General features: G+C 65.6%; 23 protein-coding genes. 11 read left to right on the top strand and 12 right to left on the bottom strand.

Annotated features, from left to right (window positions below; genetic code table 11):
* Window positions 1–294 precede the first annotated feature (294 nt).
* The 11 genes from cydX to rph all read right to left on the bottom strand — a co-directional run bounded on the left by cydX (window position 295) and on the right by rph (window position 10,825).
* Window positions 295–429, bottom strand: a complete 135-nt coding sequence (cydX, locus tag AC3G2C_RS04945; RefSeq protein ID WP_199100390.1) for a cytochrome bd-I oxidase subunit CydX — start codon at window positions 427–429, stop codon at window positions 295–297.
* A 15-nt stretch (window positions 430–444) separates the two neighbouring features.
* Window positions 445–1,575, bottom strand: a complete 1,131-nt coding sequence (gene cydB / locus AC3G2C_RS04950) for a cytochrome d ubiquinol oxidase subunit II (protein WP_488383504.1) — start codon at window positions 1,573–1,575, stop codon at window positions 445–447.
* 10 nt (window positions 1,576–1,585) lie between these two features.
* Window positions 1,586–3,163 carry a cytochrome ubiquinol oxidase subunit I gene (locus tag AC3G2C_RS04955; protein WP_488383764.1) on the bottom strand — a complete coding sequence of 526 codons (1,578 nt, stop codon included), beginning with the start codon at window positions 3,161–3,163 and terminating at the stop codon, window positions 1,586–1,588.
* Entirely contained in the window at window positions 3,163–3,405 is a 243-nt protein-coding gene (cydP, locus tag AC3G2C_RS04960) for a cytochrome oxidase putative small subunit CydP (protein ID WP_488383505.1), read from the bottom strand. Before cydP ends, AC3G2C_RS04955 begins: the two co-directional genes overlap by 1 nt.
* 250 nt (window positions 3,406–3,655) lie before the next feature.
* Entirely contained in the window at window positions 3,656–4,978 is a 1,323-nt protein-coding gene (gene pepQ, locus AC3G2C_RS04965; protein ID WP_488383506.1) for a Xaa-Pro dipeptidase, read from the bottom strand.
* A gap of 85 nt (window positions 4,979–5,063) precedes the next feature.
* The gene (locus tag AC3G2C_RS04970) at window positions 5,064–5,429 is read right to left on the bottom strand and encodes a PilZ domain-containing protein (protein WP_488383507.1); all 366 of its coding nucleotides are present in this window, start codon (window positions 5,427–5,429) and stop codon (window positions 5,064–5,066) included.
* Window positions 5,426–7,690: a DUF1631 family protein gene (locus AC3G2C_RS04975; RefSeq protein ID WP_488383508.1), complete on the bottom strand. Its 2,265-nt coding sequence runs from the start codon at window positions 7,688–7,690 to the stop codon at window positions 5,426–5,428. The genes AC3G2C_RS04970 and AC3G2C_RS04975 overlap by 4 nt, the downstream gene beginning before the upstream one ends.
* Window positions 7,691–7,797: 107 nt before the next feature.
* Window positions 7,798–8,967, bottom strand: coding sequence for a radical SAM family heme chaperone HemW (hemW, locus tag AC3G2C_RS04980; RefSeq protein WP_488383509.1), 1,170 nt, complete (start codon window positions 8,965–8,967; stop codon window positions 7,798–7,800).
* A gap of 3 nt (window positions 8,968–8,970) precedes the next feature.
* On the bottom strand, window positions 8,971–9,570 hold the full coding sequence (gene rdgB / locus AC3G2C_RS04985; RefSeq protein WP_488383510.1) for an RdgB/HAM1 family non-canonical purine NTP pyrophosphatase: 600 nt from the start codon (window positions 9,568–9,570) through the stop codon (window positions 8,971–8,973).
* 3 nt (window positions 9,571–9,573) lie between these two features.
* The gene (locus AC3G2C_RS04990; protein WP_488383511.1) at window positions 9,574–10,086 is read right to left on the bottom strand and encodes a GNAT family N-acetyltransferase; all 513 of its coding nucleotides are present in this window, start codon (window positions 10,084–10,086) and stop codon (window positions 9,574–9,576) included.
* A 7-nt stretch (window positions 10,087–10,093) separates the two neighbouring features.
* Window positions 10,094–10,825, bottom strand: coding sequence for a ribonuclease PH (gene rph, locus AC3G2C_RS04995; RefSeq protein ID WP_488383512.1), 732 nt, complete (start codon window positions 10,823–10,825; stop codon window positions 10,094–10,096).
* A gap of 83 nt (window positions 10,826–10,908) precedes the next feature.
* On the opposite strand from rph, the gene AC3G2C_RS05000 reads away from it, so the two are divergent.
* The 7 genes from AC3G2C_RS05000 (at window position 10,909) to AC3G2C_RS05030 (ending at window position 16,152) form a co-directional block, all read left to right on the top strand.
* Window positions 10,909–11,769 carry a YicC/YloC family endoribonuclease gene (locus tag AC3G2C_RS05000; protein WP_488383513.1) on the top strand — a complete coding sequence of 287 codons (861 nt, stop codon included), beginning with the start codon at window positions 10,909–10,911 and terminating at the stop codon, window positions 11,767–11,769.
* Window positions 11,770–11,777: 8 nt separating this feature from the next.
* Window positions 11,778–12,407, top strand: coding sequence for a guanylate kinase (gene gmk, locus AC3G2C_RS05005; protein WP_488383514.1), 630 nt, complete (start codon window positions 11,778–11,780; stop codon window positions 12,405–12,407).
* A gap of 180 nt (window positions 12,408–12,587) precedes the next feature.
* On the top strand, window positions 12,588–13,424 hold the full coding sequence (locus AC3G2C_RS05010; RefSeq protein WP_488383515.1) for an ABC transporter ATP-binding protein: 837 nt from the start codon (window positions 12,588–12,590) through the stop codon (window positions 13,422–13,424).
* Window positions 13,421–14,194 (top strand): lipid asymmetry maintenance ABC transporter permease subunit MlaE, encoded by a 774-nt coding sequence (gene mlaE / locus AC3G2C_RS05015; RefSeq protein WP_488383516.1) that lies wholly within the window; start codon window positions 13,421–13,423, stop codon window positions 14,192–14,194. The genes AC3G2C_RS05010 and mlaE overlap by 4 nt, the downstream gene beginning before the upstream one ends.
* Window positions 14,195–14,240: 46 nt before the next feature.
* Window positions 14,241–15,116, top strand: coding sequence for an outer membrane lipid asymmetry maintenance protein MlaD (gene mlaD / locus AC3G2C_RS05020; protein WP_488383517.1), 876 nt, complete (start codon window positions 14,241–14,243; stop codon window positions 15,114–15,116).
* Window positions 15,117–15,169: 53 nt separating this feature from the next.
* A complete protein-coding gene (locus AC3G2C_RS05025) occupies window positions 15,170–15,844 on the top strand; it encodes an MlaC/ttg2D family ABC transporter substrate-binding protein (protein WP_488383518.1) in 675 nt (224 codons plus the stop codon).
* A complete protein-coding gene (locus AC3G2C_RS05030; RefSeq protein WP_488383519.1) occupies window positions 15,844–16,152 on the top strand; it encodes an STAS domain-containing protein in 309 nt (102 codons plus the stop codon). The genes AC3G2C_RS05025 and AC3G2C_RS05030 overlap by 1 nt, the downstream gene beginning before the upstream one ends.
* Before the next feature lie 66 nt (window positions 16,153–16,218).
* On the opposite strand, the gene AC3G2C_RS05035 is transcribed toward AC3G2C_RS05030, so the two are convergent.
* Entirely contained in the window at window positions 16,219–17,076 is an 858-nt protein-coding gene (locus AC3G2C_RS05035; protein WP_488383520.1) for an MlaA family lipoprotein, read from the bottom strand.
* A 202-nt stretch (window positions 17,077–17,278) separates the two neighbouring features.
* Between AC3G2C_RS05035 and rpoZ the strand changes: the two genes are divergently transcribed.
* From rpoZ to recG, 4 genes are all read left to right on the top strand, one after another.
* Complete coding sequence (gene rpoZ, locus AC3G2C_RS05040) at window positions 17,279–17,569, top strand: DNA-directed RNA polymerase subunit omega (protein ID WP_199100727.1); 291 nt, start codon at window positions 17,279–17,281, stop codon at window positions 17,567–17,569.
* A gap of 130 nt (window positions 17,570–17,699) precedes the next feature.
* Window positions 17,700–19,871, top strand: a complete 2,172-nt coding sequence (locus tag AC3G2C_RS05045; protein WP_488383521.1) for a RelA/SpoT family protein — start codon at window positions 17,700–17,702, stop codon at window positions 19,869–19,871.
* 73 nt (window positions 19,872–19,944) lie between these two features.
* Window positions 19,945–20,328 carry a RidA family protein gene (locus AC3G2C_RS05050; RefSeq protein WP_488383522.1) on the top strand — a complete coding sequence of 128 codons (384 nt, stop codon included), beginning with the start codon at window positions 19,945–19,947 and terminating at the stop codon, window positions 20,326–20,328.
* An 82-nt stretch (window positions 20,329–20,410) separates the two neighbouring features.
* A complete protein-coding gene (gene recG / locus AC3G2C_RS05055; RefSeq protein ID WP_488383523.1) occupies window positions 20,411–22,531 on the top strand; it encodes an ATP-dependent DNA helicase RecG in 2,121 nt (706 codons plus the stop codon).
* The last annotated feature ends 116 nt before the right edge of the window (window positions 22,532–22,647 follow it).

Raw genomic sequence — 22,647 nt, forward strand, 5'->3', positions numbered from 1 at the left:
GGCAAGCAAGAGAAAGTGACCCGGCCTCCGGCAGGCGGTCGGAAGCCCGCGGTCCCACGGGGACTCCCTTCGGTCGCAGGTGAGCCAGGTCGCCGTGGCGCTGAGTCAAATGCGAAAGTCACTGGGTCCCAGCACCTGCCCCCTTTTGGGGGTTCGCTAGGACGACGTTGTAGGGGCGCGTGAGCCAGATCCAGCACGCCTCCACCACAACATCCACCCAAAAAAAGCCCCGGCAGATGGCGCCAACCACGCACCACCCCCGAGGCTTCTTCTCATGCGTGCCGAGCTAGGCCATCAATGCCCCGCCGGCGGCCGCGGCTCCTTGCGCCGATGCGCCTCGTCCGTCGCGTGTACCTCGTACCACATCGCGTTGAGGATGCCGAATGCGCAAGCCAGGCCGAGGCCGAGGATCCAGGAGAAATACCACATGGCGTCGTTCCTCTCTCAGTAGGTGTGGCCGGACTGGCGCACGTGATCCAGCGTCACGCGACCGCGCACTACGCGGTACACCCAGCTGGTGTAGATGATGATGATGGGCATGAAGATCACCGCCATTGCCAGCATGAGGCCCAGCGTGCCCTGGCTGGAGGAGGCGTCCCACACGGTCAGGCTGGAGCGCGGGTCTAGGCGCGAGGGCAGCAGGAACGGGAACAGCGCGAAGCCGGCGGAGAGAATCGTGCCTGCCACCATCAGGCTGCTCCAGATGAAGCAGGCGAGGCCTTTCTTGCCCGCGCTCAGCTGAATGCCGATGGCGCCCAAGAAACCGAGCACCGGTGCTGCCCAGAAGGCCGGGTACTGCATATAGCTGGCGAACCACGTGCCACCGTGCACGACCTCTTTGTGCAACGGGTTGGACATGCCATCGGTCACCACCGGGCCCGAGATGGAGAAACCCGGCATGCCGTAGGCGAGCCAGATACCTGCGGCCACGTAGCACATCACGTAGGCCAGGGTGGCCCAGCGGGCGATGCGCGCGGCGCGATCAGCGATCACGTGGTCGGCCTTGTAGGCCGCCCAGCAGGCGCCGTGGGCGAGCAGCATGGTGAGCGACACCAGGCCGGCCATCAGCGCAAACGGGTGCAGCAGTTCGAAGAAGCTGCCGTGCCAAGTCATGCGCAGGTCGTTGTCGAACTGGAACGGCAAGCCCAGAAACAGGTTGCCGAAGGCCACACCCGAAATCAGCATCACCACGATGCCCGAGGCGATCAGCACGCCATCCCACAGGCCACGCCAGCGCGCGTCGTGCACCTTGCCGCGGAAGTTGAAGCCCACCGGCCGCAGGATGAAAGCCAGCAGCACCAGGAAGATCGCCAGGTACATGCCGGAGAAAGACACCGCATAGAGCTGCGGCCACGCGGCGAAGGCGGCGCCGCCGCCCAGGATGAACCACACCTGGTTGCCTTCCCAGGTGGGCTCGATGGTTTCCAGCAGCACCAGGCGTTCGTCCTCGGTGCGGCCCAGGATGCGCAGCAGCGCGGCAATGCCGAAGTCGAAGCCATCCATGATGGCAAAGCCGATCAGCAAGATGCCGAGCAGTGCCCACCAGATCACGCGTAGCGATTCATAGTCGAACATGGCGGTCTCCTCAGGCGTGTGCCGGTGCGGTGGCGGCGGAGGGCGACGGTTCGGCCGGCGGCCACAGGCCCAGGCCATCCGGACCCTTGCGGGCGTACTTCACCATCAGCACGGCGTCGATGATCGCCAGCACGCTGTAGAACAGCACGAAGCCACCCAGCGAGGTCCACACCTGGCCTGCCGTTACGCTGGACACGCCCAGGGCGGTTGGCAGCACACCTTCGATGGCCCAGGGCTGGCGGCCGTACTCGGCCACGATCCAGCCCAGTTCCGCGGCAAGCCACGGCAGCGGCAGGCTCCACAGGGCGAGCCGGAGCAGCCAGCGACGCTTCTCCAACTGGCGCTTGCTGGCCTGCCAGAAGGTGAAGCCGAACAGTGCGATGAAGTAGAAGCCGCAGGCGACCATGATGCGGAACGACCAGAACAGCACCGGCACATTGGGGATGGTGCTGTCGGCGGCCTTCTGGATGTCGGCCGGCGTGGCGTGGCGCGGATCGTCCATGAAGCGCTTGAGCAGCAGCGCGTAGCCCATGTCCTTGTCGTGCTCGGCCAGCGTGGCCTTGGCCTGCGGATTGTTCTTGTCGTCGCGCAGCGCCAGCATGGCGTCATAGGCGAGGATGCCGTTGCTGATGCGGCCCTTGGTGTCTTCCACCAGGTTGGCGATGCCCGGAATCGGCTTGTCCACCGAGCGCGTGCCGATCAGGCCCATCATCCAGGGAATACGTACGGCGTAGTGCGTGGTGTGGTTTTCCACGTCGGGCACGCCGAACAGGGTAAAGGCAGCCGGTGCCGGTTCGGTTTCCCACATGGCCTCGATGGCGGCCATCTTCATCTTCTGGTTTTCCGAAACCGCGTAGCCCGACTCGTCACCCAGCACCACGACGGACAACGCGGCGGCGAGGCCGAAGCTGGCGGCCACGGTCATCGAGCGCTTGGCGAAATCCACGTTGCGATTGCGCAGCAAGTACCAAGCGCTGATGGAGAGCACGAACATCGAGCCCACCACGTAACCGGCGCTCACCGTGTGCACGAACTTGGCTTGCGCGACGGGGTTGAACATCACCTCGGTGAACGAGGTGACCTCCATGCGCATGGTCTCCACGTTGAACGCCGAACCCACCGGGTTCTGCATCCAGCCGTTGGCGATGAGGATCCACAGCGCGGAGAGGTTGGTGCCCAGCGCGAGGAACCAGGTGACCAGCAAGTGCGACACGCGCGACATGCGCTTCCAGCCCATGAAGAACAGGCCGACCAGGGTGCCTTCGAGGAAGAAGGCCATCAGGCCCTCAATGGCGAGCGGCGTGCCGAACACGTCGCCAACGTAGTGCGCGTAATACGCCCAGTTCATGCCGAACTGGAACTCCATGGTGACGCCGGTGGCGACGCCCATGGCGAAGTTGATGCCAAACAGCACGCCCCAGAACTGCACCATGCGCTTCCAGACTTCGCGCCCGGTCATCACATAGACGCTCTCCATGATGGCGAGAATCCATACGATGCCCAAGGTGAGCGGTACGAACAGGAAGTGATAGAGCGCAGTCAGCGCGAACTGCAGACGTGAGAGCGTGACGACATCGGAGTCGATGATCATGGGCTGTCCGTATGCGGGGAGGAAGAAGCGTTAGCGGGTGCCAGCAGTTGCTGCATGGCGGCGGGACGCGTGTCAGGGCGCGCGTAAGGCGCCATAGCGATCCACCAGATCAAGGTGAGCAGCACGATCTTGGCGATGACCAGCACGATGAGTTCGCGGGCAAGACGGCGCAACCTGGGTCGTGGAGCGTCGGCGTCGATGGCGCCGGAAGTCATCGGTTCCGTGGTTGGTATGGCCATGCGTAAGCGCCCCCTGAACGTATTGTGGGGGAGCATACGCAACCTATGTGAAGTTGTCGTGCGGGGTGATGTCGCAGCGACAGCGGGCCGCAGTGGCCGTGTTGTCAGGGTGTGCTACGCGCAGCGCTTGCGGCTGCCCATCAGGCGTGTGGTGCGCTGGCTTCCGACTGGTGTTGCCGGAAGCGGCGGATTCGCCCTGACCCGTGTGCGCCGCCACGCATCAGACGGGCGACGCGTGGGGTCTGCGCGATCAGAGTGCGGCGAAGGCGTCGCGGGTGAGGTTCTCGGGCGCGTCATGCGTGCACACCACATCGTCCTCGATGCGGATGCCGCCGTACGGGCGGAAGCTATCGACCTTCTTCCAGTCGATGTCGGTGGCCTCGGGCTTGGCGCGCAGTTCGTCCAGCAGCATGTCGATGAAGTACAAACCCGGTTCGATCGTCACCACCATGCCCGGCTCCAGCGTGCGGGTCATGCGCAGGTAAGGGTGGCCGGAGGGGCGTGCGATGTTTCCGCCTAGTTCGTTCTTTTGGAAACCCGCCACGTCATGCACCTGCAGGCCGATCGGGTGCCCCAGGCCGTGCGGGAAGAACGCAGCGGTGACGCCGGTGGCCACGGCACGCTCGGCATCCATGCGGATAACACCATGCTCGCGCAGCACACCGGCCAATACATGGTGGGCGTGAATGTGCAGGTCCGGATAGCTCTGGCCTGGGCGCACGCGCGCGGCGAAATCACGCTGCGCGGCGTCCACGCTGTCGATCAGCGCCTGGAATTCGCTGTGGCCAGTGGCGGCATACGTGCGCGTGATGTCGCTGGCGTAACCCGCTGCGCTGGCGCCGGCGTCGATCAGGAACGAGCGGCTCTGCGCCGGCGGGGTGCGGTCGAAGTGCGTGTAGTGCAACACGGCGCCGTGTTCGTTGAGGCCCACGATGCTCGCGTAGGGCAACTCGGCGTCGATCTGGCCCGCGGCGGCGAGGTAGGCCATGTGGATGCCGAACTCACTTTCACCGGCGCGGAAGGCCTGCTCGGCGGCGCGGTGCGCACGTGCACCGATGCGGCTGGCTTCGCGCATCAGTTCCAATTCGTACGGCGTCTTGTACGAACGATGCCAGTGCAGGACATCCAGCACGGCCTGCGGGTTGTTGGCGTCCGCGCCGGGCACGGCGGGGCACTCGGGGCCGATGATGGCGCGGCGCGTTGTGGCGGCCGGGAGCTCGGCCACGGCGTCCGTGGCATTGCGCACGATGACGATGTCGAAGTGTTCTACCCAGTAACCACTTGGCGCGGCCGGCACCACGTGCCAGTAATCCTTCGGTTGCAGGAAGATGAGCTTGGGCTTTTTGCCCGGCGTGTAGACGATCCAGCTACCCGGCGCGTCGGCCAGCGGCAGCCAGTGACGGAAATGCGGGTTGGTGACGAAGGGGTAATCCTGATCGTCGAGGAATTTGCGCAGCGGCAGGCCGGCGGCAATCACCAGGTGGTCGAACCCGCCCAGCGCGAGCGCTTTGTCGGCGTGTGCGCGTAGCGTGGCCAGATGCTGGGGATAGAGCGGGGCGAGACGATCGTGCATGACAACTCCTGATGCGCCCGCGGCGAATCGGGCGCGGGGGAATGGCCCTACATGATGGCGCGCGCGGGCTCGCGCTGCCAGGCTCTCAGGCGCCGGGCTGGTCCAGCCATGCGCCCAATAGGGAGGCGTCGGCCTCGTCGATGGCCACGATGCGATAGCCGGCCCACACTTGTCCCGGGCTGGCGGCATGTTCGTGCCATTGCTCCTGAATGCCCACCTCGATGGTCTGCGGCAGACGGCCGGGCGAGGGCAGCGACAGGCGCACCTGATAAATGGCGGCGCTGCGTGGCGCGTGGGTGCTGATCAGCAGCATGCCGGTGGTCGACAAGTTGCCCAGATGGCCCATCGGCTGGCCGCTGATCACGTCGGTGACCACCGCGGTGAAATTGGCGCGCTTGCGCAGGGCGCGTCGCTGGTCGATGGAGGCGATGTTTTCGCTCACGGTGGTCATGCTCCGTTCCCTGCCTGTGCGCGGCCGCCACGCAGGTGGCTGGTGAGCGCATGCCAGGCGCGGTCGAGCAGGCTCTCGCGCATCGGCGGCATTTCGCGTACGCGGCCCATGGCCATCTCATGCGCCAGTTGCTGCAGGGTCATTTCCTCACCGCGCAAGCCGCGCCGGCTGACGAACAGGCTATTGCCCGAAACCGGCGAGTACCAGGCCAGCTTGCGCGCCGTGACATGGCCGTTGCTGGGGTCGATGAACTCGAACCAGGCGCCAAACGGCAATTGCCGCAGCCGCTGGTGAATGCGCTGTTCCTGCGAGTCGGGCTTGGGCAGTGGCGGGGCGGGCGTAGGTGTCGGCGCCTCGGGAGCCACGTGTTCGCCCAGTCGCTGGTGCTGTTTGAGCTTGAGCGCTAGTTCGGTGGTCGTGGCCGTTTCGCCGGTGGCGGGCGTGCTGGCCGGCGTGCCGAGCAGGCGCTGGGCGACCTGGATGGCCTCCTCCGCATGCATGCCGATCTGCTGCAGGCCCGACTCCACTTCGGCCTGAAGCAGGTGACGGTCGTGCACCGGTTGCTGGCCGAGCAACTGGTCGGTGATGCGCAGGCGCTGCGTGAACGCTTCGCTGTCCTCGCCATGCCGCAGCAGGGTAAGCGCCAGCACGTCGGACCACGCGCGTTCCAGTAGGGTGCGCAGCAGGCCGCGTGGGTTGCTGCGCTCGAAACGTTCGGTCATGAGCGAGGCGGCGCGATGGCGCGCCTGCTCCAGCCGTTCGCGGCCCTGCATAGCTTCCACCTGGCGACGCTCGGCGATCTGCGCCTTGCGGTTGAGCAGGCCCAGGTGGTGTTCGATATCCGCCAAAAGGCTGGTGTAGAGGCCTGTGCTGGGTGGTTCGCGGCGGGCGCGGTCCACGAGTTGGTTCAACTTGGCGGCCAGGCTGCGGTCGCCGTCGCCCTCAGGGCCATCGAGCCAGTCGTTGGCGGCTTCGGTGACCATGCCCAGCAGCTTGCGCGCGGGGTGCTCCTGGTGATTGAAGAAGCCCTGGTCGGCCACGGCCATGCGCAACAGTGGCAGCTGCAAGTCACCCAGTAACGAGTGGGCGTTGCCGTGACGCTGCAATTGGCCGCCCAGTTGCTCAAATAGCATGGCGACGAGTTCCACTGTGTCGCCTTGTTCCTCGGTGAGATGCGTGCGACTACTGCCAGCCGGCTTGCCCGCGTTGAGCTGACCGATCAATTCTTCGCGAAGGGCTTGGGCGCTGAGCAGTTCGCGTCGGGCTTGGTCGGCGACGTCGCTCACGTGCAGTTGCAGCGCGTCCAGGGCCAGTTGCAGTTCTTCGGGCGAGGCCGCACGGCCGCCCTGCTGATAGTTCAGGCTGCTCTGGCTGGCTCGGTGCTGGGCAAGCATTTCGCGCAGGTTGTCCAGCACCGCGATGTTGTCGCTACGCGGTGCGGTGCCCACTGCTGGCGGCGCAGCTGCGGCGCGTTCGCCGATGGCTGGGCGTTCGGCTGCAACGGGATTTTCGGTAGCGCCGCGTGTCGCGCGCTCGGCGGGAGCACGTGGCGGCACGGGAAAAGCACGCAACTGCGGCAGGATGCCGTCGCTGCGCAGATGTTCGTTGACGGTGTCGTAGAGCGACGCTAACGCTTGCACCACGTACGTGTCGAAGCCCTGCAACAGCAGCAGGCGGTGTTCCAATGGCAGGTCGATATCGTCACCGGCCCGATGGAATGCCTGGGCCAGCGACTGCGGGCCCAGCGGCAGGTTGCCACCTTCCACCGGGGGCAACGCCACCAGCACGGCGAGGCGATAGCCCAGTTCGAACAGTGCGTTGGCGTGGCGGCCTTCGCCGCGGGCGACCAGTTTGTCCAGCGCCACGATCTGCTCGTGCTCGGTCTGGTCGAGCAGTTCCAGCGGGCGTCGCGGGGCACTGCCGTCTTCCTCGGTCTCCTCGATGGTGCCGAGTTTGCTGAACTGCTGACGCACGCCTTCCAGGAAGCGGCGTTCCAGGGCGGGGCGGTGCTGTTGCAGCAGTTGGCGGCTAACCAGGTACTGCTGTTGCTCCATCGGGTTGCGCGAGCGCTCGGCCAGGCCGTACAAGCGCTGTTCCACGTCGCCCAGGCACATGCGCAGCGGTGCCTCCAGCCAACTGGCGCACAGGGCGTGGGCTTCTTCGATCAGGCGGCGTGCACGAGGCGCCCAGCCGGGATGATCGGGGCGGGCGTCCCGTTCGAATGCAAATGACTGACGTCGACCCTGCTGTTCGACATCCATGACAGACCTTGTGAGTTCCCCCCGGAATTGGACTCAGTGTAGGGCGCCCCCGATGGCGCCGCCATCGACCGAATGGTGGAGCCGGCACCAGATCACAAATAAGCGGCTCAGTCGCCTAGGAAGGCGCCGATCACGTCGTTGAGGAAGCGCTGGCCCAGCGGTGTGGTGTGCAGGCGAGTGGGGTCGTCGCTCAGCCACCCGCGTTGGCGGGCAGCCGCAAGGGCCGGCGCAATGCGCTCGGCCGGCAGGCCGGTACGTTCCGCAAAATCATTCGCCGGCACACCGTCGATCAGGCGCAGGGCATTGAGCATGTACTCGAACGGCAGCTCGTCCGCGGTCACCGCGTTGTTGCCGCCGATGCGGCCAGCCTCGCCGGGGGCGGCGAGGTAGGCCTTGGGGTGGCGCGTTTTCCAGCGGCGCAGCACCTGGCCGGTGGTCACGTCCGTGAGCTTGCCGTGCGCGCCGGCGCCGATGCCGAGGTAATCGCCAAAGCGCCAGTAATTGAGGTTGTGCGCGCAGCGGCGGTCGGGCCGTGCATAGGCGGACACTTCGTACTGGGCGTAGCCAGCCTCGGCCAGCCGAGCCTCGCAGGCTTCCTGCATGGCCCATGCATGATCGTCGTCGGGCAGCGGCGGCGGGTTGGCTGCAAACGCCGTGTTGGGCTCCAGCGTAAGCTGGTAATGGGAGATATGCGTGGGGCCAAGCGCCACGGCGCGCGCTACGTCCGCCAGGGCGCCTTCCAGCGTCTGCTGGGGCAGGGCGTACATGAGGTCGAGGTTGATGTTGGCGTAGCCGGCATCTTGGGCTGACTTCACCGCGGCCTCGGCCTCGGCGGCGGAATGGATGCGCCCCAGCCGGCGCAGCTTGTCGTCATCAAAGCTCTGGATGCCGAACGACAGGCGATTCACGCCGGCGGCCAGATAGCCATCGAAACGGCCATGCTCTACCGTGCCCGGATTAGTCTCCAGGGTGACTTCGGTGCCTTCCGGCAGCGGCAGTCGCTCTCGTACGCCGTCCAGGAACCGCGCGATCTGCTCGGGCGTGAACAGGCTGGGCGTGCCACCACCGAAGAACACGCTGTGGATCGGGCGACTTTGCGCGGCCGCGCCGAAATCGCGCAGGTCCGCATCCAGGTCGGCCAGCAGTGCGTCCACATAGGTCTCGTACGGCGGTGGTTCGCCCTTCACACCGTGCGAGTTGAAGTCGCAGTACGGGCACTTCTTCACGCACCACGGCATGTGGACGTACAGCGACAGCGGGGGCGCGATCAAGGTCATGCGTTACACGTGTGGGGTGGACAGGCTCGCGCGCAACTGCGCCAACGCGCGGCCACGATGGCTCACGCGATGCTTCAGGCCGGGCGGCAACTCGGCTGCGCTGGCCGTTTCGCCATCAGGCAGGAACAGCGGGTCGTAGCCGAAACCGTGTGTGCCGCGCGTTTCGGTGAGCACCTGGCCATGCCAGCGGCCTTCGGCAATGACGGGTGCCGGGTCGTCGGGGTGCTGCAGTAACACCAGCGCGCAGAAGAAGAAAGCGCCGCGCTGTTCGGCGGGCACTCCTTCCAACTCGCGCAGCAGCTTGGCGTTGTTGGCGACGTTGTCGCCGTGGCCGCCGCTGTAGCGGGCCGAGTAGAGGCCGGGAGCGCCGCGCAGGTATTCCACGCACAGGCCCGAATCATCCGCTAGCGCGGGCAGGCCGCTGATGCGCGAGGCGTGGCGCGCCTTGAGCAGGGCGTTTTCCACGAAAGTTAGACCGGTTTCTTCCACGTCCTCCACATCGTACGCCGACTGCGGGACGAAGCTCAGGCCGCTGTCGGCCAGCAAGTCATTGAACTCGGCGAGTTTGCCGGGGTTGCTGCTGGCCAGCACGATGCGTGTCATGGATTACTCCGAAAGCAGGTCAAAAGCGGGGGCGTAATCGACGCGGCCCCGGTAACCCTCCAGCCCAGCGGGCTGCAGGGCCAGGGCCATGAAAGCGTCGCCGCCGCCATAGATGTCGTGCAAGCCGCGGCGCGAGGCAGGCACGAAGCCAAAGCGCGTGTAATAGGCCGGGTCGCCCAGTAACACCACGGCACGGGCCCGGCTCGCCGCGCGCAGTGCGTCCAGCGACTGGCGGATCAGCGCGTCGCCAATGCCTTGTCGCTGGTGGGCCGGCCGCACGCCAACTGGCGCCAGCCCCAATACGCGGCCATCGTCGCCATGCTCGATGCGCACGGGGGAATACAGCACGTGTGCCACCAGCGCCCCGTTTGCTTCCGCGACCCATTCCAACGCGCTATTACCCTCGTCGCGCAGGCGTTGCACCAGGTCGGCCTCGTTGGCGCGCGCAAAGGCCTCGCGCTCGATCGCGAGCGATTCGGCGAGGTCATTCGGGCCTAAGGGGCGGAAGCGGAGCACGGATGCCTCAGGCCTGTTCCAGCGCCGAGCGTTGCGCTGCGACCAGCTCGGCGATGCCCTTTTCGGCCAGGATCAGCAGGGCGTCCATCTCATCGCGGCGGAACGCATGGCCCTCGGCGGTGCCCTGCACCTCGATGAAACCGCCACCGTCGTTCATCACGACGTTCATGTCGGTGTCGCAGTTGGCGTCCTCGGCATAGTCCAGATCCAGCACCGGAAGGCCCTGGTAAATACCTACCGACACGGCAGCCACCGCGCCGATGATCGGGTTGCGACGCAGGTTCTCGCGCTTCATCAGCACGTTGATCGCGTCCACCAGGGCCACATAGGCGCCGGTGATGGCAGCGGTGCGGGTGCCCCCGTCGGCCTGCAGCACGTCGCAGTCCAGGGTGATCACGCGCTCGCCCAGGGCCTGGCGATCCACGCAGGCGCGCAGGCTGCGGCCGATGAGACGCTGGATTTCCATGGTGCGGCCGCCCTGGCCGCCACGGGCGGCCTCGCGCTGGGTGCGCGTGCTGGTGGCGCGCGGCAGCATGCCGTATTCGGCGGTGACCCAGCCCTCGCCCTTGCCACGCAGCCACGGTGGCACGCGGTCTTCGACGCTGGCCGTGCACAGCACGCGCGTATCGCCGAAGCTGATCAGCACGGAGCCCTCAGCGTGGCGGGTGTAGTGGCGTTCGATGGTGACGGTGCGCAGCTGGTCGCTGGCGCGGCCACTGGGGCGGCTAGGTGAGCTCATGGGCTTGGGTGGCCTTAGGAATTGGGCAAGGCAGGGCGGGAGAGTTTACCATTGCGCCCTTTCCCGATCTTCGAAGGCTCCCGATGACCCGCAGCATGACGGCTTACGCCTCCGCCGAATCGACCGGCCCGGCTGGCACGCTCGGCTGCGAGCTGCGCACGGTGAACCACCGTTACCTGGAGTTGAGCCCGCGCCTGCCCGACGAGCTGCGCGTGTTCGAATCGGCCCTGCGCGAGCGCATCGCCGCCCGCCTGTCGCGCGGCAAGGTGGACGTCACCGTGCGCCTGCGTGGCGAATCCCGTGGCGAGTCGCTGCAGGTCAACGCAGGCACGCTGGCACGACTGTCCGAGCTGGCTCTGGACCTGGAAGCGCGCTTTCCTCGCATGAATATCGAGTTCACCGAGCTGCTGCGCTTCCCCGGCGTGCTGCAGCAGGCCGAGGTCGAACCGGACGTGCTGCAGGCTGCATTGATGGACGTGCTCGAACGCGCGCTCGATGCGCTCACCGCCACCCGCGAGCGTGAAGGCGCCAAGCTGGCCGAGTTGCTCAAAGATCGCCTGGACGCCATCGAGCGCATCGTGGCCGAAGTGCGCGGTTTCATGCCGCAGATTCGCGAAGGCCTGCGCACCCGTCTGGAGCAGCGCCTGGCCGACATCAAACAGCCGGCCGACCCTGGCCGCCTGGAGCAGGAGCTGGTGCTGCAGATTACCCGCAGCGACGTGGACGAGGAGCTTGACCGCCTCAGCACCCATATCGCCGAAACCCGCCGTGTGCTCGGCACGCGTGAGCCGGTGGGCCGTCGCCTGGACTTCCTCATGCAGGAGTTCAACCGCGAAGCCAATACGCTGGGTTCCAAGGCCGTGGATGCACGCAGCACCAACGCCGCGGTGGAACTGAAGGTGTTGATCGAGCAGATGCGCGAACAGGTGCAGAACATCGAATGAGTACCGACATGTCTCAGCTCCCGAGCGACGATGGCACGCTGTTCGTGGTGGCCGCGCCCTCGGGTGCGGGCAAGTCCACCCTGGTCAACGCGCTGCTGGAGCGCGAACCGTCCATCTCGCTGTCCATCTCGCACACCACGCGTCCGCCCCGTCCGGGCGAGCAATATGGCCGCCACTACTACTTTGTCGAGCGTGAGGTGTTCGAGCAGGAGATCGCCGATGGCATCTTCCTTGAGCATGCCGAGGTGCACGGCAACCTGTACGGCACGTCCCGCACCACAGTGAACACCTTGCTGGAGCAGGGGCGCGACGTGTTGCTGGAGATCGACTGGCAGGGTGCGCGGCAGATCCGCAAGACCAAGCCCGATTGCGTGAGCGTGTTCATCCTGCCGCCCTCGCGCGCCGAGTTGGAGCGCCGTCTGCGTGGTCGTGGCTCGGACAGCGCGGAGGTGATTGCCCGCCGCCTGCACAACTCGCGCGAGGAGATCGCCCATGCGCACGAGTTCGACTACATCATCGTCAACGACAACTTCGACGTCGCCCTGGGCGATCTGCAAGCCATCGTGCGTGCGGTGCGCCAGCGCAACCCGCTGTCGTGGCAGCGGCACGAGGCGTTGATCCAGGAGCTGCTGGCCTGATCGTGGGCGCCAGGGCCGGGATGGTTCTCCCGGTGGGCGCCAGTGTGCGTGCGTCTGGCCCTCGCGTGGGCGCAAGCCCCTGTTTTGTTAGCGGAAGCTGAGCGCCAGGGCCTTGGTCGCATGGCCTTCACGGGCGTATTCAGCTAACGTGCCCGCTTTCACTTGCCCCAAGTCCCCCACATGACCGAGCCCAACCGCGCCAAGCCCGACGACAACGCCCTGGTGCGTGTCCGTGGCCTGACCACGGTGCTCAATGGCAAGAAGGTGTTCGACGCGCTGGACATGGATATCCCGCGCGGCAAGATCACCGCCATCATGGGCCCCAGCGGTACCGGCAAAACCACCCTGCTCAAACACATCACCGGCCAGATGCGCGGCGACGCGGGCGAGGTGTGGGTGGACGGGCACAACGTGCCGACTATGCCGCGCGACAAGCTGTTCGAGCTACGCGAGCGCATCGGCTATCTGTTCCAGAACTCCGCGCTGCTCACCGACTTCGACGTTTTCGAGAACGTGGCGTTTCCCCTGCGCCAGCACACCCAGTTGCCGGAAGTACTGATCCGCAACATCGTGCTGACCAAGCTGCAGGCGGTGGGTTTGCGTGGCGCTGCCGGGCTGATGCCTTCGGAATTGTCCGGCGGTATGGCGCGCCGCGTGGCGCTGGCTCGCGCTATCGTGTTCGACCCCATGCTGATCCTGTACGACGAGCCCTTCGTTGGCTTGGACCCGATCGCGCTCAATCAGGTTCTCAAACTGATCCGCACGCTCAACCAGACCCTGGGCATCACCAGCGTGCTGGTGGCGCATGAGTTGGAGGCGATCAAGCAGGTGGCCGACCACATCTACCTCATTGCCAACGGCAAAGTGGTGGCACAGGGCGACCCCAAGACCATCGCCGACGACGGCTCGCCGTGGACGCGGCAGTTCTTCGGCGGTGAGCCCGACGGCCCGGTGCCGTTCCAGTACCCAGCCGGCGATCTTGGTGTTTCGCTGGGCTTTCCACGGAGGGGCGCATGAGCGCGTCGATGAGCCGTAACAACATCGTGCTGCGTTCGCTGTCGCAGATCGGCGACTGCGGCCTGTTCCTGTTGCGCATTCTCGCCGCCGTGCCGCGCAGCCTGCGTCACTTCCGCGAAACCGTGCGGCAGCTGTGGTTCGTGGGCGCGATGAGCCTGATCATCATCATGGTCTGCGGCCTGTTCGTGGGCATGGTGCTGGGCCTGCAGCTTTATGACGTGTTGTCGATCTTCGGCGGCACCTCCGCCACCGGCACGGTAGTGGCGATTGCCATTTATCGTGAGCTTGGCCCCGTGGTGACCGCACTGCTGTTCGCCGGTCGCGCCGGCACCTCGGTTACCGCCGAGATCGGCCTGATGCGCGCCACCGACCAGATCGCCGCCATGGAAATGATGGCGGTGGACCCGATTGCCTATGTGGCTGTGCCGCGCTTTCTGGCTGGCATCATTGCCATGCCCCTGCTGTGCAGTGTGTTCTGCGCGCTGGGCATCTTCGGCGGCCACCTGGTGGGCGTGAGCTGGCTGGGCATCGACAACGGCACCTTCTGGTCCAACATGACCGCCACCGTCGAGGTGGTGAAGGACGTGGTGAACGGCGTGCTGTGGAAGAGCGCGGTGTTCGGCGCCGTGGTCTCGCTCATCGCCGTGTTCCAGGGCTACACCACCCCGCCTACCAGCGAGGGCGTGGCTTATGCCACCACCCGCACCGTGGTCGCTTCGTCCATCGCCATCCTGGCGCTGGATTTCGTGCTCACCGCCTTCCTGATGTGAGCCCAGTCATGACAGACAACATCCACTTTGCATTGAGGAACGTGCCGTGAGCCAGAGACAATCCTATGCCGTCGGCACCGGCCTGTTCATCGTGCTCGGCTTTGCCGCGCTCGGCTATCTCGCCACCCAGACCACCTCGGTCGCCAACCGCAGCCGTGGCCCCAGCTACACCGTCGAGGCGCACTTCGCCAACATCGGCCAGCTCAAGGAGCGTGCGCCGGTGAAGGTGGCGGGCGTGCGTATCGGCCAGGTGCAGTCGATCGTGCTCGATCCGGGCAAGGAAACGGCCGACGTGAAGCTGGCCATCGACCAGCGCTACAACCAGATTCCCGACGACTCGGTGGCCACCATCTTCACCAGCGGTCTGCTGGGCGATCAGTACGTGGGCATCCAGTACGGCAGCTCCAAGAAACAGGTGGCCGATGGCGGCACCCTGGCGCTGACCCGTCCGGCGCAGCAGCTGGAGGAAATGCTCGGCAAGTTCTTCGGCGCCGGCGGTGCAGCCGACAACCTCTCGGGCAGCTACCTTGTCAAGGCGCGCTTCACTAACGTAGGCGCGCTCTCGGTGGGGGCGCCGGTGAAGATGGCCGGTGTGGCCATCGGCAGCGTTCAGTCGGTAAGCGCCGACCCGGTGAAGCTCGACGCCCAGGTCATCCTGGCGATCGATAAAAAATACGATCAGATTCCGGACGACTCGGCCGCCGCCGTGTTCACCAGTGGTTTGATTGGCACGCAGTACGTTGCCATCCAACCCGGCGGCTCGCCGGACATGCTCAAGAACGGCGACGAGCTGGTGCTGACTCAGTCGGCCCTGCAACTTGAGGATCTGATCGGCAAATTCCTGGTCAGCGGCTCGTCCAGCGACAAAAAGGACGCCGGCAACGGCAAGCCCGCCGGCGAAACGCCCAGCGACAAGCATTGAGTCAGGCTGGCGCGTCCCGATATTCCCCCTGGATCATCATCAGGAGTTACCCCATGTTGCGCAGTCTGGCCCTTGCCACCGCCATCGCCTTCGGCGGCGTGCTTGCCGCCCCCGCTTTCGCTCAGAGTGCCGCCCCGGCGGCTGATGCCTCACAGTCCCCGGCCCAGGTGGCGCAGGGCATTGCCGACCAGCTCAGCAAGGCCATTGAGGGCCATCAAGCCGAGCTGAAGAACAACAAGGAAAAGCTGATCGGTGTGATCGACAGCGTGTTCCTGCCGCACTTCGACGTGGATTACGCCTCGATCCTGGTGCTCGGCCAGCACGCTCGCGAGGCCACGCCCGAGCAGCGCGCCCGCTTCGCCAAGGCGTTCTACAACTCCATCACCCATCGCTACGCTGAAGGCCTGCTTGATTACACGCGTGGCCGCGTGAAGGTGCTGCCGTTCGCTGGCGACCTCAACGACAAGCGCACCGTGGTGCGTACCCAGGTGGTGTTGGAAGACGGCAAGACCGTGGCCGTCGATTACGCCTTCCGCAAGTCGCGCGACGGTAGTTGGAAGGCCTATGATGTAATCATCGAAGGCATCTCCTATATCACCAACTATCGCAACCAGGTCGATGCGGAAATCCGCAAGGTGGGCCTGGACCAGCTCACCACCAACCTGGAAACCCAGGGCGAGAAGGCGCTGGAGTCGATGGAGCAGGACGCCAAGGGCGCCGGCAAGTGATGTCGCCCGCCGCCAGTGCGAGCCTGCGTGTGGAGGACGCCGCACCGGATGCTGTCAAGGTGTCCGGTGAGCTGGTGTTCGCCAATGCGGCTGCCGCGCTGGACAGCATCTCCGCCGCCGTGGGGCGCGATGGTCGCGCGGTGCTCGACCTGGATGGGGTCACCCGTAGCGATAGTGCCGGCTTGGCCTGCGTGCTGGCCGTGGTAGCCCGTTCTGCCGAACAGGGGCGTGCTCTGCAGGTGCGTCATATCCCCGAGGGCATGCAATTGCTGGCGCGCGTGTGCGAAGTGGAAGGCCTGCTGGCCTGACGCCCTACCGGCGGATATGAAAAAGGGGCCGAAAGGCCCCTTTTTCATGGACGAAACCCGGCGGCCTCAGTTTTTCACCGGCTCGGGATTCGGCGCCGGATTCTGCGTCGGCTGCTGGTCCTGCTTCTTTTCCCACTTGTGCTGCTCTTCCAGCAGTTCGTCCGGGTCGAAGTTCTTGTCCTTCAGGCCCTGCATCTGCTCGATCACATCAGTCGGCGGGTTGCCGTCGTAGATCTGGTAGAGGCGCTGCTGGCGGTAGGCGTCACGCATGAAGGCATACGGGTCGTAGGCCGAGGCCAGGAAGCTCTCCGCGTCGATGCCGCGCGAGCGCAGCGTCACCAGGTAGATCACCTGGGGTAGGTATTCCTGGTGGTACTCGAAATCGTGGTTGCGTGCGTAGTAGCTCAGCGGATCGAAGAAGTAGCTGTCCACGGGCAGGCGCCACACGTCGCGCGCCGTGGTCGGGCCCACGAACGGCAGCACCAGGTACGGGCCTTCCGGCACGCCCCAGCGGGCCAGGGTGATGCCAAAGTCGGTCTCGTCCAGCGGCATGCCCAGCTGGCTGGCCGGGTCGAAGAAGCCGCCGATGCCCAGCGTCAGGTTCACCAGGAAGCGGCCGCCGCTCTGCGCCGCCTGTAGCGGGCGCGCCTGCAGCAGGTCGTTGGCCATGGTGATGGGCAGACGGATATTGGTGTAGAAGTCGCTGACCGCACGGCGCACCGTGGGGTTGGTGACTTTGCGGTAGCCCACCGCCACCGGGCGGATCACCGCCTTGTCGACCGAATCGTTGAAGGCGTAGACGTTGCGGTTGAACTTTTCGTACGGATCGTCCGTGCGCGGCTTGGCGATCGAGCAGCCAGCCAGCAGGCCGAGGGCGATCAGTGGCAGGCTGCGCTGAAACAAGGTGCGGAGTAGGGACGGCATCGGCGCAACTGCCCTGGTAGGGTGGGTGGGGTGCAATATTGTACTGTTTGGTTTTTTATTATGTACAGGCCCCCATAAGTCTTAATGGGGCAGGGCTGGCGGCCGCCTGAACCGCGCATCATAAGCTTTGCTGCATTGCCAGCAAAGCGGCCGCTGGCTACACTGACACACGATAAGTCGCTTTGTTCCTTAAGGATTTCAGATGGCCCGCATTACCGTCGAAGACTGCCTGCAGGTAGTCGACAACCGCTTCGAACTGGTGCTGATGGCGACCAAGCGCGCCCGCCAGCTCGCTAACGGTGCCGAGCCGGCAGTGAACCCCGACCACGATAAGCCGACTGTGCTCGCCCTGCGCGAAATCGCCGATCGCCGCATCGATCAGGCCACCATCGACGAGATCGATAAGGCCGAGCGCGAGCGTGCCGAGCGCGAGGCGCTGGAGTGGGCCGCCGCCGAAGTGGACGACGACCTCTCCAAGGGCGGAGATGACTGATGGATGGTGGCGGCTGTAGTCAGCGCACCCTCAACGCCGGCATGTCCGGCGTTTTGCGCTGCATGAAAGCCGCCCACCGCGTTCACCTCCAGCGCGGCGAGGCGGCCGCCTGAGCGGGGAGCGCACATCCATGCCGGCCGTCACGGATTCCTCTGCAACGGATACGTCGACGCTGCCGCCGTACGTGCTGGCGCTGAAGGAGCGCGTGGCGTACCTGCCCGAGGCGCAAGTCGCCCGGGTGATCCGTGCCTACGAAGTGGGTGCCGTGGCCCATCACGGTCAGGCCCGCAAGAGTGGTGAGCCTTACATCACCCACCCCGTGGCGGTAGCGGGCATCCTTGCCGAGTTGGGCATGGATGCCGAAACCATCATTGCGGCAATCCTGCACGACACCCTGGAAGACACCTCTCTCAGCCGCGCAGAGCTTGCGGGCGAGTTCGGTGAAACCGTGGCCGAGCTGGTGGATGGCGTCACCAAGCTGGACAAGATGCGTTTCAGCAGCCGCCAGGAGGCGGACGCGGAAAGCTTCCGCAAGATGCTCCTGGCGATGTCGCGCGACCTGCGCGTGATCCTGATCAAGCTGGCCGATCGCCTGCACAACATGCGCACGCTGGGTGCCAAGGACTCCTCCTCGCGCCGCCGTATCGCGCGCGAGACGCTGGAGATCTACGCGCCGATCGCGCAGCGCCTGGGCATGAACAAGTTCAAGGCGGAGCTGCAGGATTTGGGCTTTCGCGCGCTGCATCCCGATCGCTACCGCGTGATCAGCGAGCGCATCCGCGCGGCGCTGGGCAACCGGCGCGAGGCGATGGGCAAGATCGAGACGGCGCTGTCCGCGCGATTGGCCGCCGAGCATCTCGCGGTGCGCGTGGTAGGACGCATCAAGTCGCCGTGGAGCATCTATTCCAAGATGCGCAACGAGCACAAGAGCTTCGCCCAGTTGATGGATGTGTACGGCTTCCGCGTGGTGGTCGATTCCGCCATGAGCTGCTACATGGCGCTGGGTGCCGTGCACAGTCTGTACAAGCCGGTCGATCGTCGCTTCAAGGATTTCATCGCCATTCCCAAGGCAAACGGCTACCAGTCGCTGCACACCGTGCTGCTGGGGCCGTTCGGCGCGCCCATCGAGGTGCAGATCCGCACGGCGGAGATGGATTCGGTAGCCGAGCGCGGTGTGGCGGCGCACTGGGCCTACAAGACCGACTCAGGCCCGGCCAACAGCGCGCAGGCGCGTGCGCGCGAGTGGTTGTCCTCGCTGGCGGACAGTCAGGCGCATACGGCCTCGTCCGCCGAGTTCATCGAAAACGTCAAGATCGACCTGTTCCCGGACGAGGTGTATTTGTTCACCCCGCGCGGCGACATCCTGGCTTTGCCGCGCAATGCGACGGCGCTGGATTTCGCCTATGCGGTGCACACCGACGTGGGCGATCACGCCGTGGCCGCGCGCGTGGACAAGAAGCTGGTGCCGCTGCGCACGCGCCTGGAATCCGGCCAGTTGGTGGAAATCATCACCGCGCCGTCGGCCTTGCCCAATCCGGCCTGGCTGGAATCCGTGGTAACGGGCAAGGCGCGCACGGCGATTCGCCAATACCTCAAGCATCTGCAGCACGAAGATGCGGTGGACTTCGGTCACCGCATGCTCGATCGCGCGCTCGATGCGCTGGGCACCAGCCTGGACGCGATTCCGCCGGCGGTGCTCGAACGCTTCCTGGAAACCTCCAAGTTCAAGCGCCTGGAAGAGCTGCTTTCGGACATCGCGCTGGGCAACCGCATGCCGCATCAGGTGGCCAGTCAACTGGTGGCGGCGCGCGGCAAGAAGGCCGGCGGCGACGACGTACAGCAGGCGCCGCACGTGGCGGAGAAGATCCGCATCACCGGCGCTGAGCGTGGCGTGCTGAGTTTCAGCAATTGCTGCCATCCGCTGCCGGGCGACGAAATCATCGGTTACCTGTCGTCGGGCAAGGGCATCGTGGTGCATCGCGTGGAATGCCCGAACGTGGTGGAGCTGCGCAAGTCGCCGGAACGGTGCGTAGCGATCGAATGGGATCGCGACGTGCAGGGTGATTACCGTGCCGAGCTGCGCATCGAGGTCATCAACCGTCCGGGTGTGCTCGCCACGGTGGCGGCGGCCATTGCCGCGGCCAACTCCAACATCGAGAACGTGGAATATGTGGAGCGCGATGCCGCCGCTGCCACGCTGCTGTTCGCGCTGGAAGTGAAAAACCGCAAGCACCTTGCCGACGTGATCCGTCGCGTGCGTCGCACTGGCGTGGTCAGCGGCGCTTATCGCTACCCGCTGTAACCCTTTCCTGGCGGGACAGCGCTTCGCTCAGCCCTTACACTCTGCGTTTTCCATCCTGTGCAGAGGGTTTGCCATGTCCCGCAGCATTATCGCCACCGACAAGGCTCCGGCCGCCATTGGCCCGTATTCGCAGGCCGTGCGCGCCGGCAACACCGTGTACTTCTCCGGCCAGATTCCGCTGGATCCGGCGACCGGCAACCTCGTCGAGGGTGACATCGCCGCGCAGACGCGCCGCGTGTTCGACAACCTCAAGGCTGTAGCCGAGGCCGCAGGCGGCTCACTCGACAAGATCGTGCGCGCAGGCATCTACGTGACCGACCTGGCGAACTTCGCCACCGTCAATGCGGTGATGGCGGAGTACTTCCAGGCGCCGTTCCCGGCTCGTTCCACCATTGAGGTTTCGGGTCTGCCCAAGGGCGCCCAGGTCGAGGTGGACGCGGTGATGGTGCTGGACTAATCGACCGCCCGTGCGGCGCTGAACGCAGGTCGGCGGAGGGCTGACCCGAGTGATCGGCGCCGTGCTCGGTTAGTCTTGGAGCATGCCGCCTCGTAGCGCTCGTGTCAGTGTGTCGCCCGGCGCCGATCCTGGTATCGCGCCGGTTTCGGCGCTGCCTGGCGTCGGGCCGGCGCTGGCCGAAACGCTGGCGCGTCTGGGCCTGGAGCGCGTGCAGGATCTGTGGTTTCACCTGCCGCTGCGCTACGAAGACCGTACCCGCGTCACCGCCATCGCCGACCTGCGCCCCGGCGAGCGCGCGCAGGTGGTGGGTGTGGTGGAGGCGGTCGATCGTGGGTTTCGCTATCGGCCGCAATTGAAGGTCGCCATCGGCGACGATTCGCAGCAGACCTTGCTGCTGCGCTTTTTCCATTTTCATCGCAGTCAGTCCGACCTGTTGCAGCCGGGCACGCGCTTGCTGTGCTTTGGCGAAGTACGCCAAGGAGCGCAAGGGTTGGAAATGGTGCACCCGCAATACCAGCGCCTGGCGCCAGGTGAAGCGGTGGCGGTGGAAGAACTCCTCACGCCCGTGTATCCCACCACCGAGGGACTGGGGCAGAAACGGTTGGCGGGCGTGATCGCCAAGGCGCTCGCATTGTTGCCGTCGGATGCGCAGTTGGAGCTGATTCCGACCGAGCTTTGCCGGCAGCACGGTCTGACCTCGTTGCGCGATGCTTTGCTCTATGTGCATCGACCGCCACCGGATGCCAATCTGGGCCAACTCACGACGGGTCGACACCCCGCTCAGCAGCGTCTCGCTTTCGAGGAGCTGCTTACCCAACACTTGAGCCTCAAGCGGATGCGTGCCGCCGTGCGTCGTCGTCATTCGCCCAATCTGCGTGGTACGGGCGAGCTGCGCGAGCGACTGCTTGCGGGCCTTCCTTTCGCGCTCACCGGGGCCCAGCAGCGGGTGACGCGCGACATCGCCGCCGATATCGCGCAGACCAAGCCCATGCTGCGCCTGGTGCAGGGCGATGTGGGCAGCGGCAAGACGATCGTTGCGGCGCTGGCGGCATTGGCGGCGGTGGAGTCGGGTCAGCAGGTGGCGTTGATGGCGCCAACGGAGCTGCTGGCTGAGCAACACCTCAGTCACTTTCGCCATTGGCTGACGCCGCTGGGCATCGAGGTGGTGTGGCTGGCCGGCAAGGTATCGGGCAAGGCGCGTCAACAGGCGTTGCAGCGCGTGGCCGCAGGCGCGTCCGTGGTGATTGGCACGCATGCCTTGATGCAGGAGGGTGTGGCGTTCGCCCAGCTTGGTCTGGTGATCGTGGACGAACAACATCGCTTTGGCGTGCAGCAGCGGTTGTCCTTGCGCGACAAGGGTGCCCAGCATGAGCAAGGGCTGGTGCCGCATCAACTCGTGCTCACCGCCACGCCGATTCCACGCACCTTGGCGATGAGTGCCTACGCCGACTTGGATGTGTCCGCCATCGACGAGTTGCCGCCGGGGCGCACACCGGTGCAAACCATTGCCATCTCCAATGCGCGCCGTTTCGACGTGATCGAGCGTATTCATGCCGCCTGTCGCGAAGGTCGCCAGGCCTATTGGGTGTGCACGCTGATCGAAGAGTCCGAACAGTTGCGCGCGCAAGCAGCGGAGGTGGCGCACGCCGAGCTTTCCGCCGCGTTGGACGACTGCAAGGTCGGCCTGATCCATGGGCGCATGAAGCCCAAGGAGAAGCAGGCCGTGATGGATGCCTTCAAGGCGGGCGAGCTTTCCGTGCTGGTCGCTACCACCGTGATCGAAGTGGGTGTGGACGTGCCCAACGCCAGCCTCATGGTGATCGAGAACAGCGAGCGCCTGGGCTTGGCCCAGTTGCACCAGTTGCGCGGACGCGTGGGGCGCGGCGCCATCGCCTCCAATTGCGTGCTGCTTTATCAGCCGCCGCTGGGGCAGTTGGCGCAAGAGCGGTTGCAGGTGATGCGCGAAACCAATGACGGCTTCCGCATCGCTGAGAAAGATCTTGAACTGCGGGGGCCGGGCGAGGTGCTGGGTACCCGTCAGACGGGCCAGCTAAGTTTCCGCATAGCGGACCTGGCGCGCGATGCGCATCTTTTACCTGCCGTGCAGGAAGTTGGTGCGCACCTGCTGGAGCGCCATCCCCAGCAGGCCGAACAGCTGATCGCGCGCTGGATCGGCGGCGCGGCGCGTTACGCGCACGCCTGACGTCTTCATCGTGATCGTGGTGCTGGCCTGCCGCGTGGCCTGGTCCGAAGCGTTTGTGGCCCGAAGGGGTTTGCCTGCATCCCGCAAGCTTCTAAGCTAGCCGGTTCAAACACGAC

The sequence above is a fragment of the Frateuria sp. sgz306004 genome (assembly GCF_057750885.1).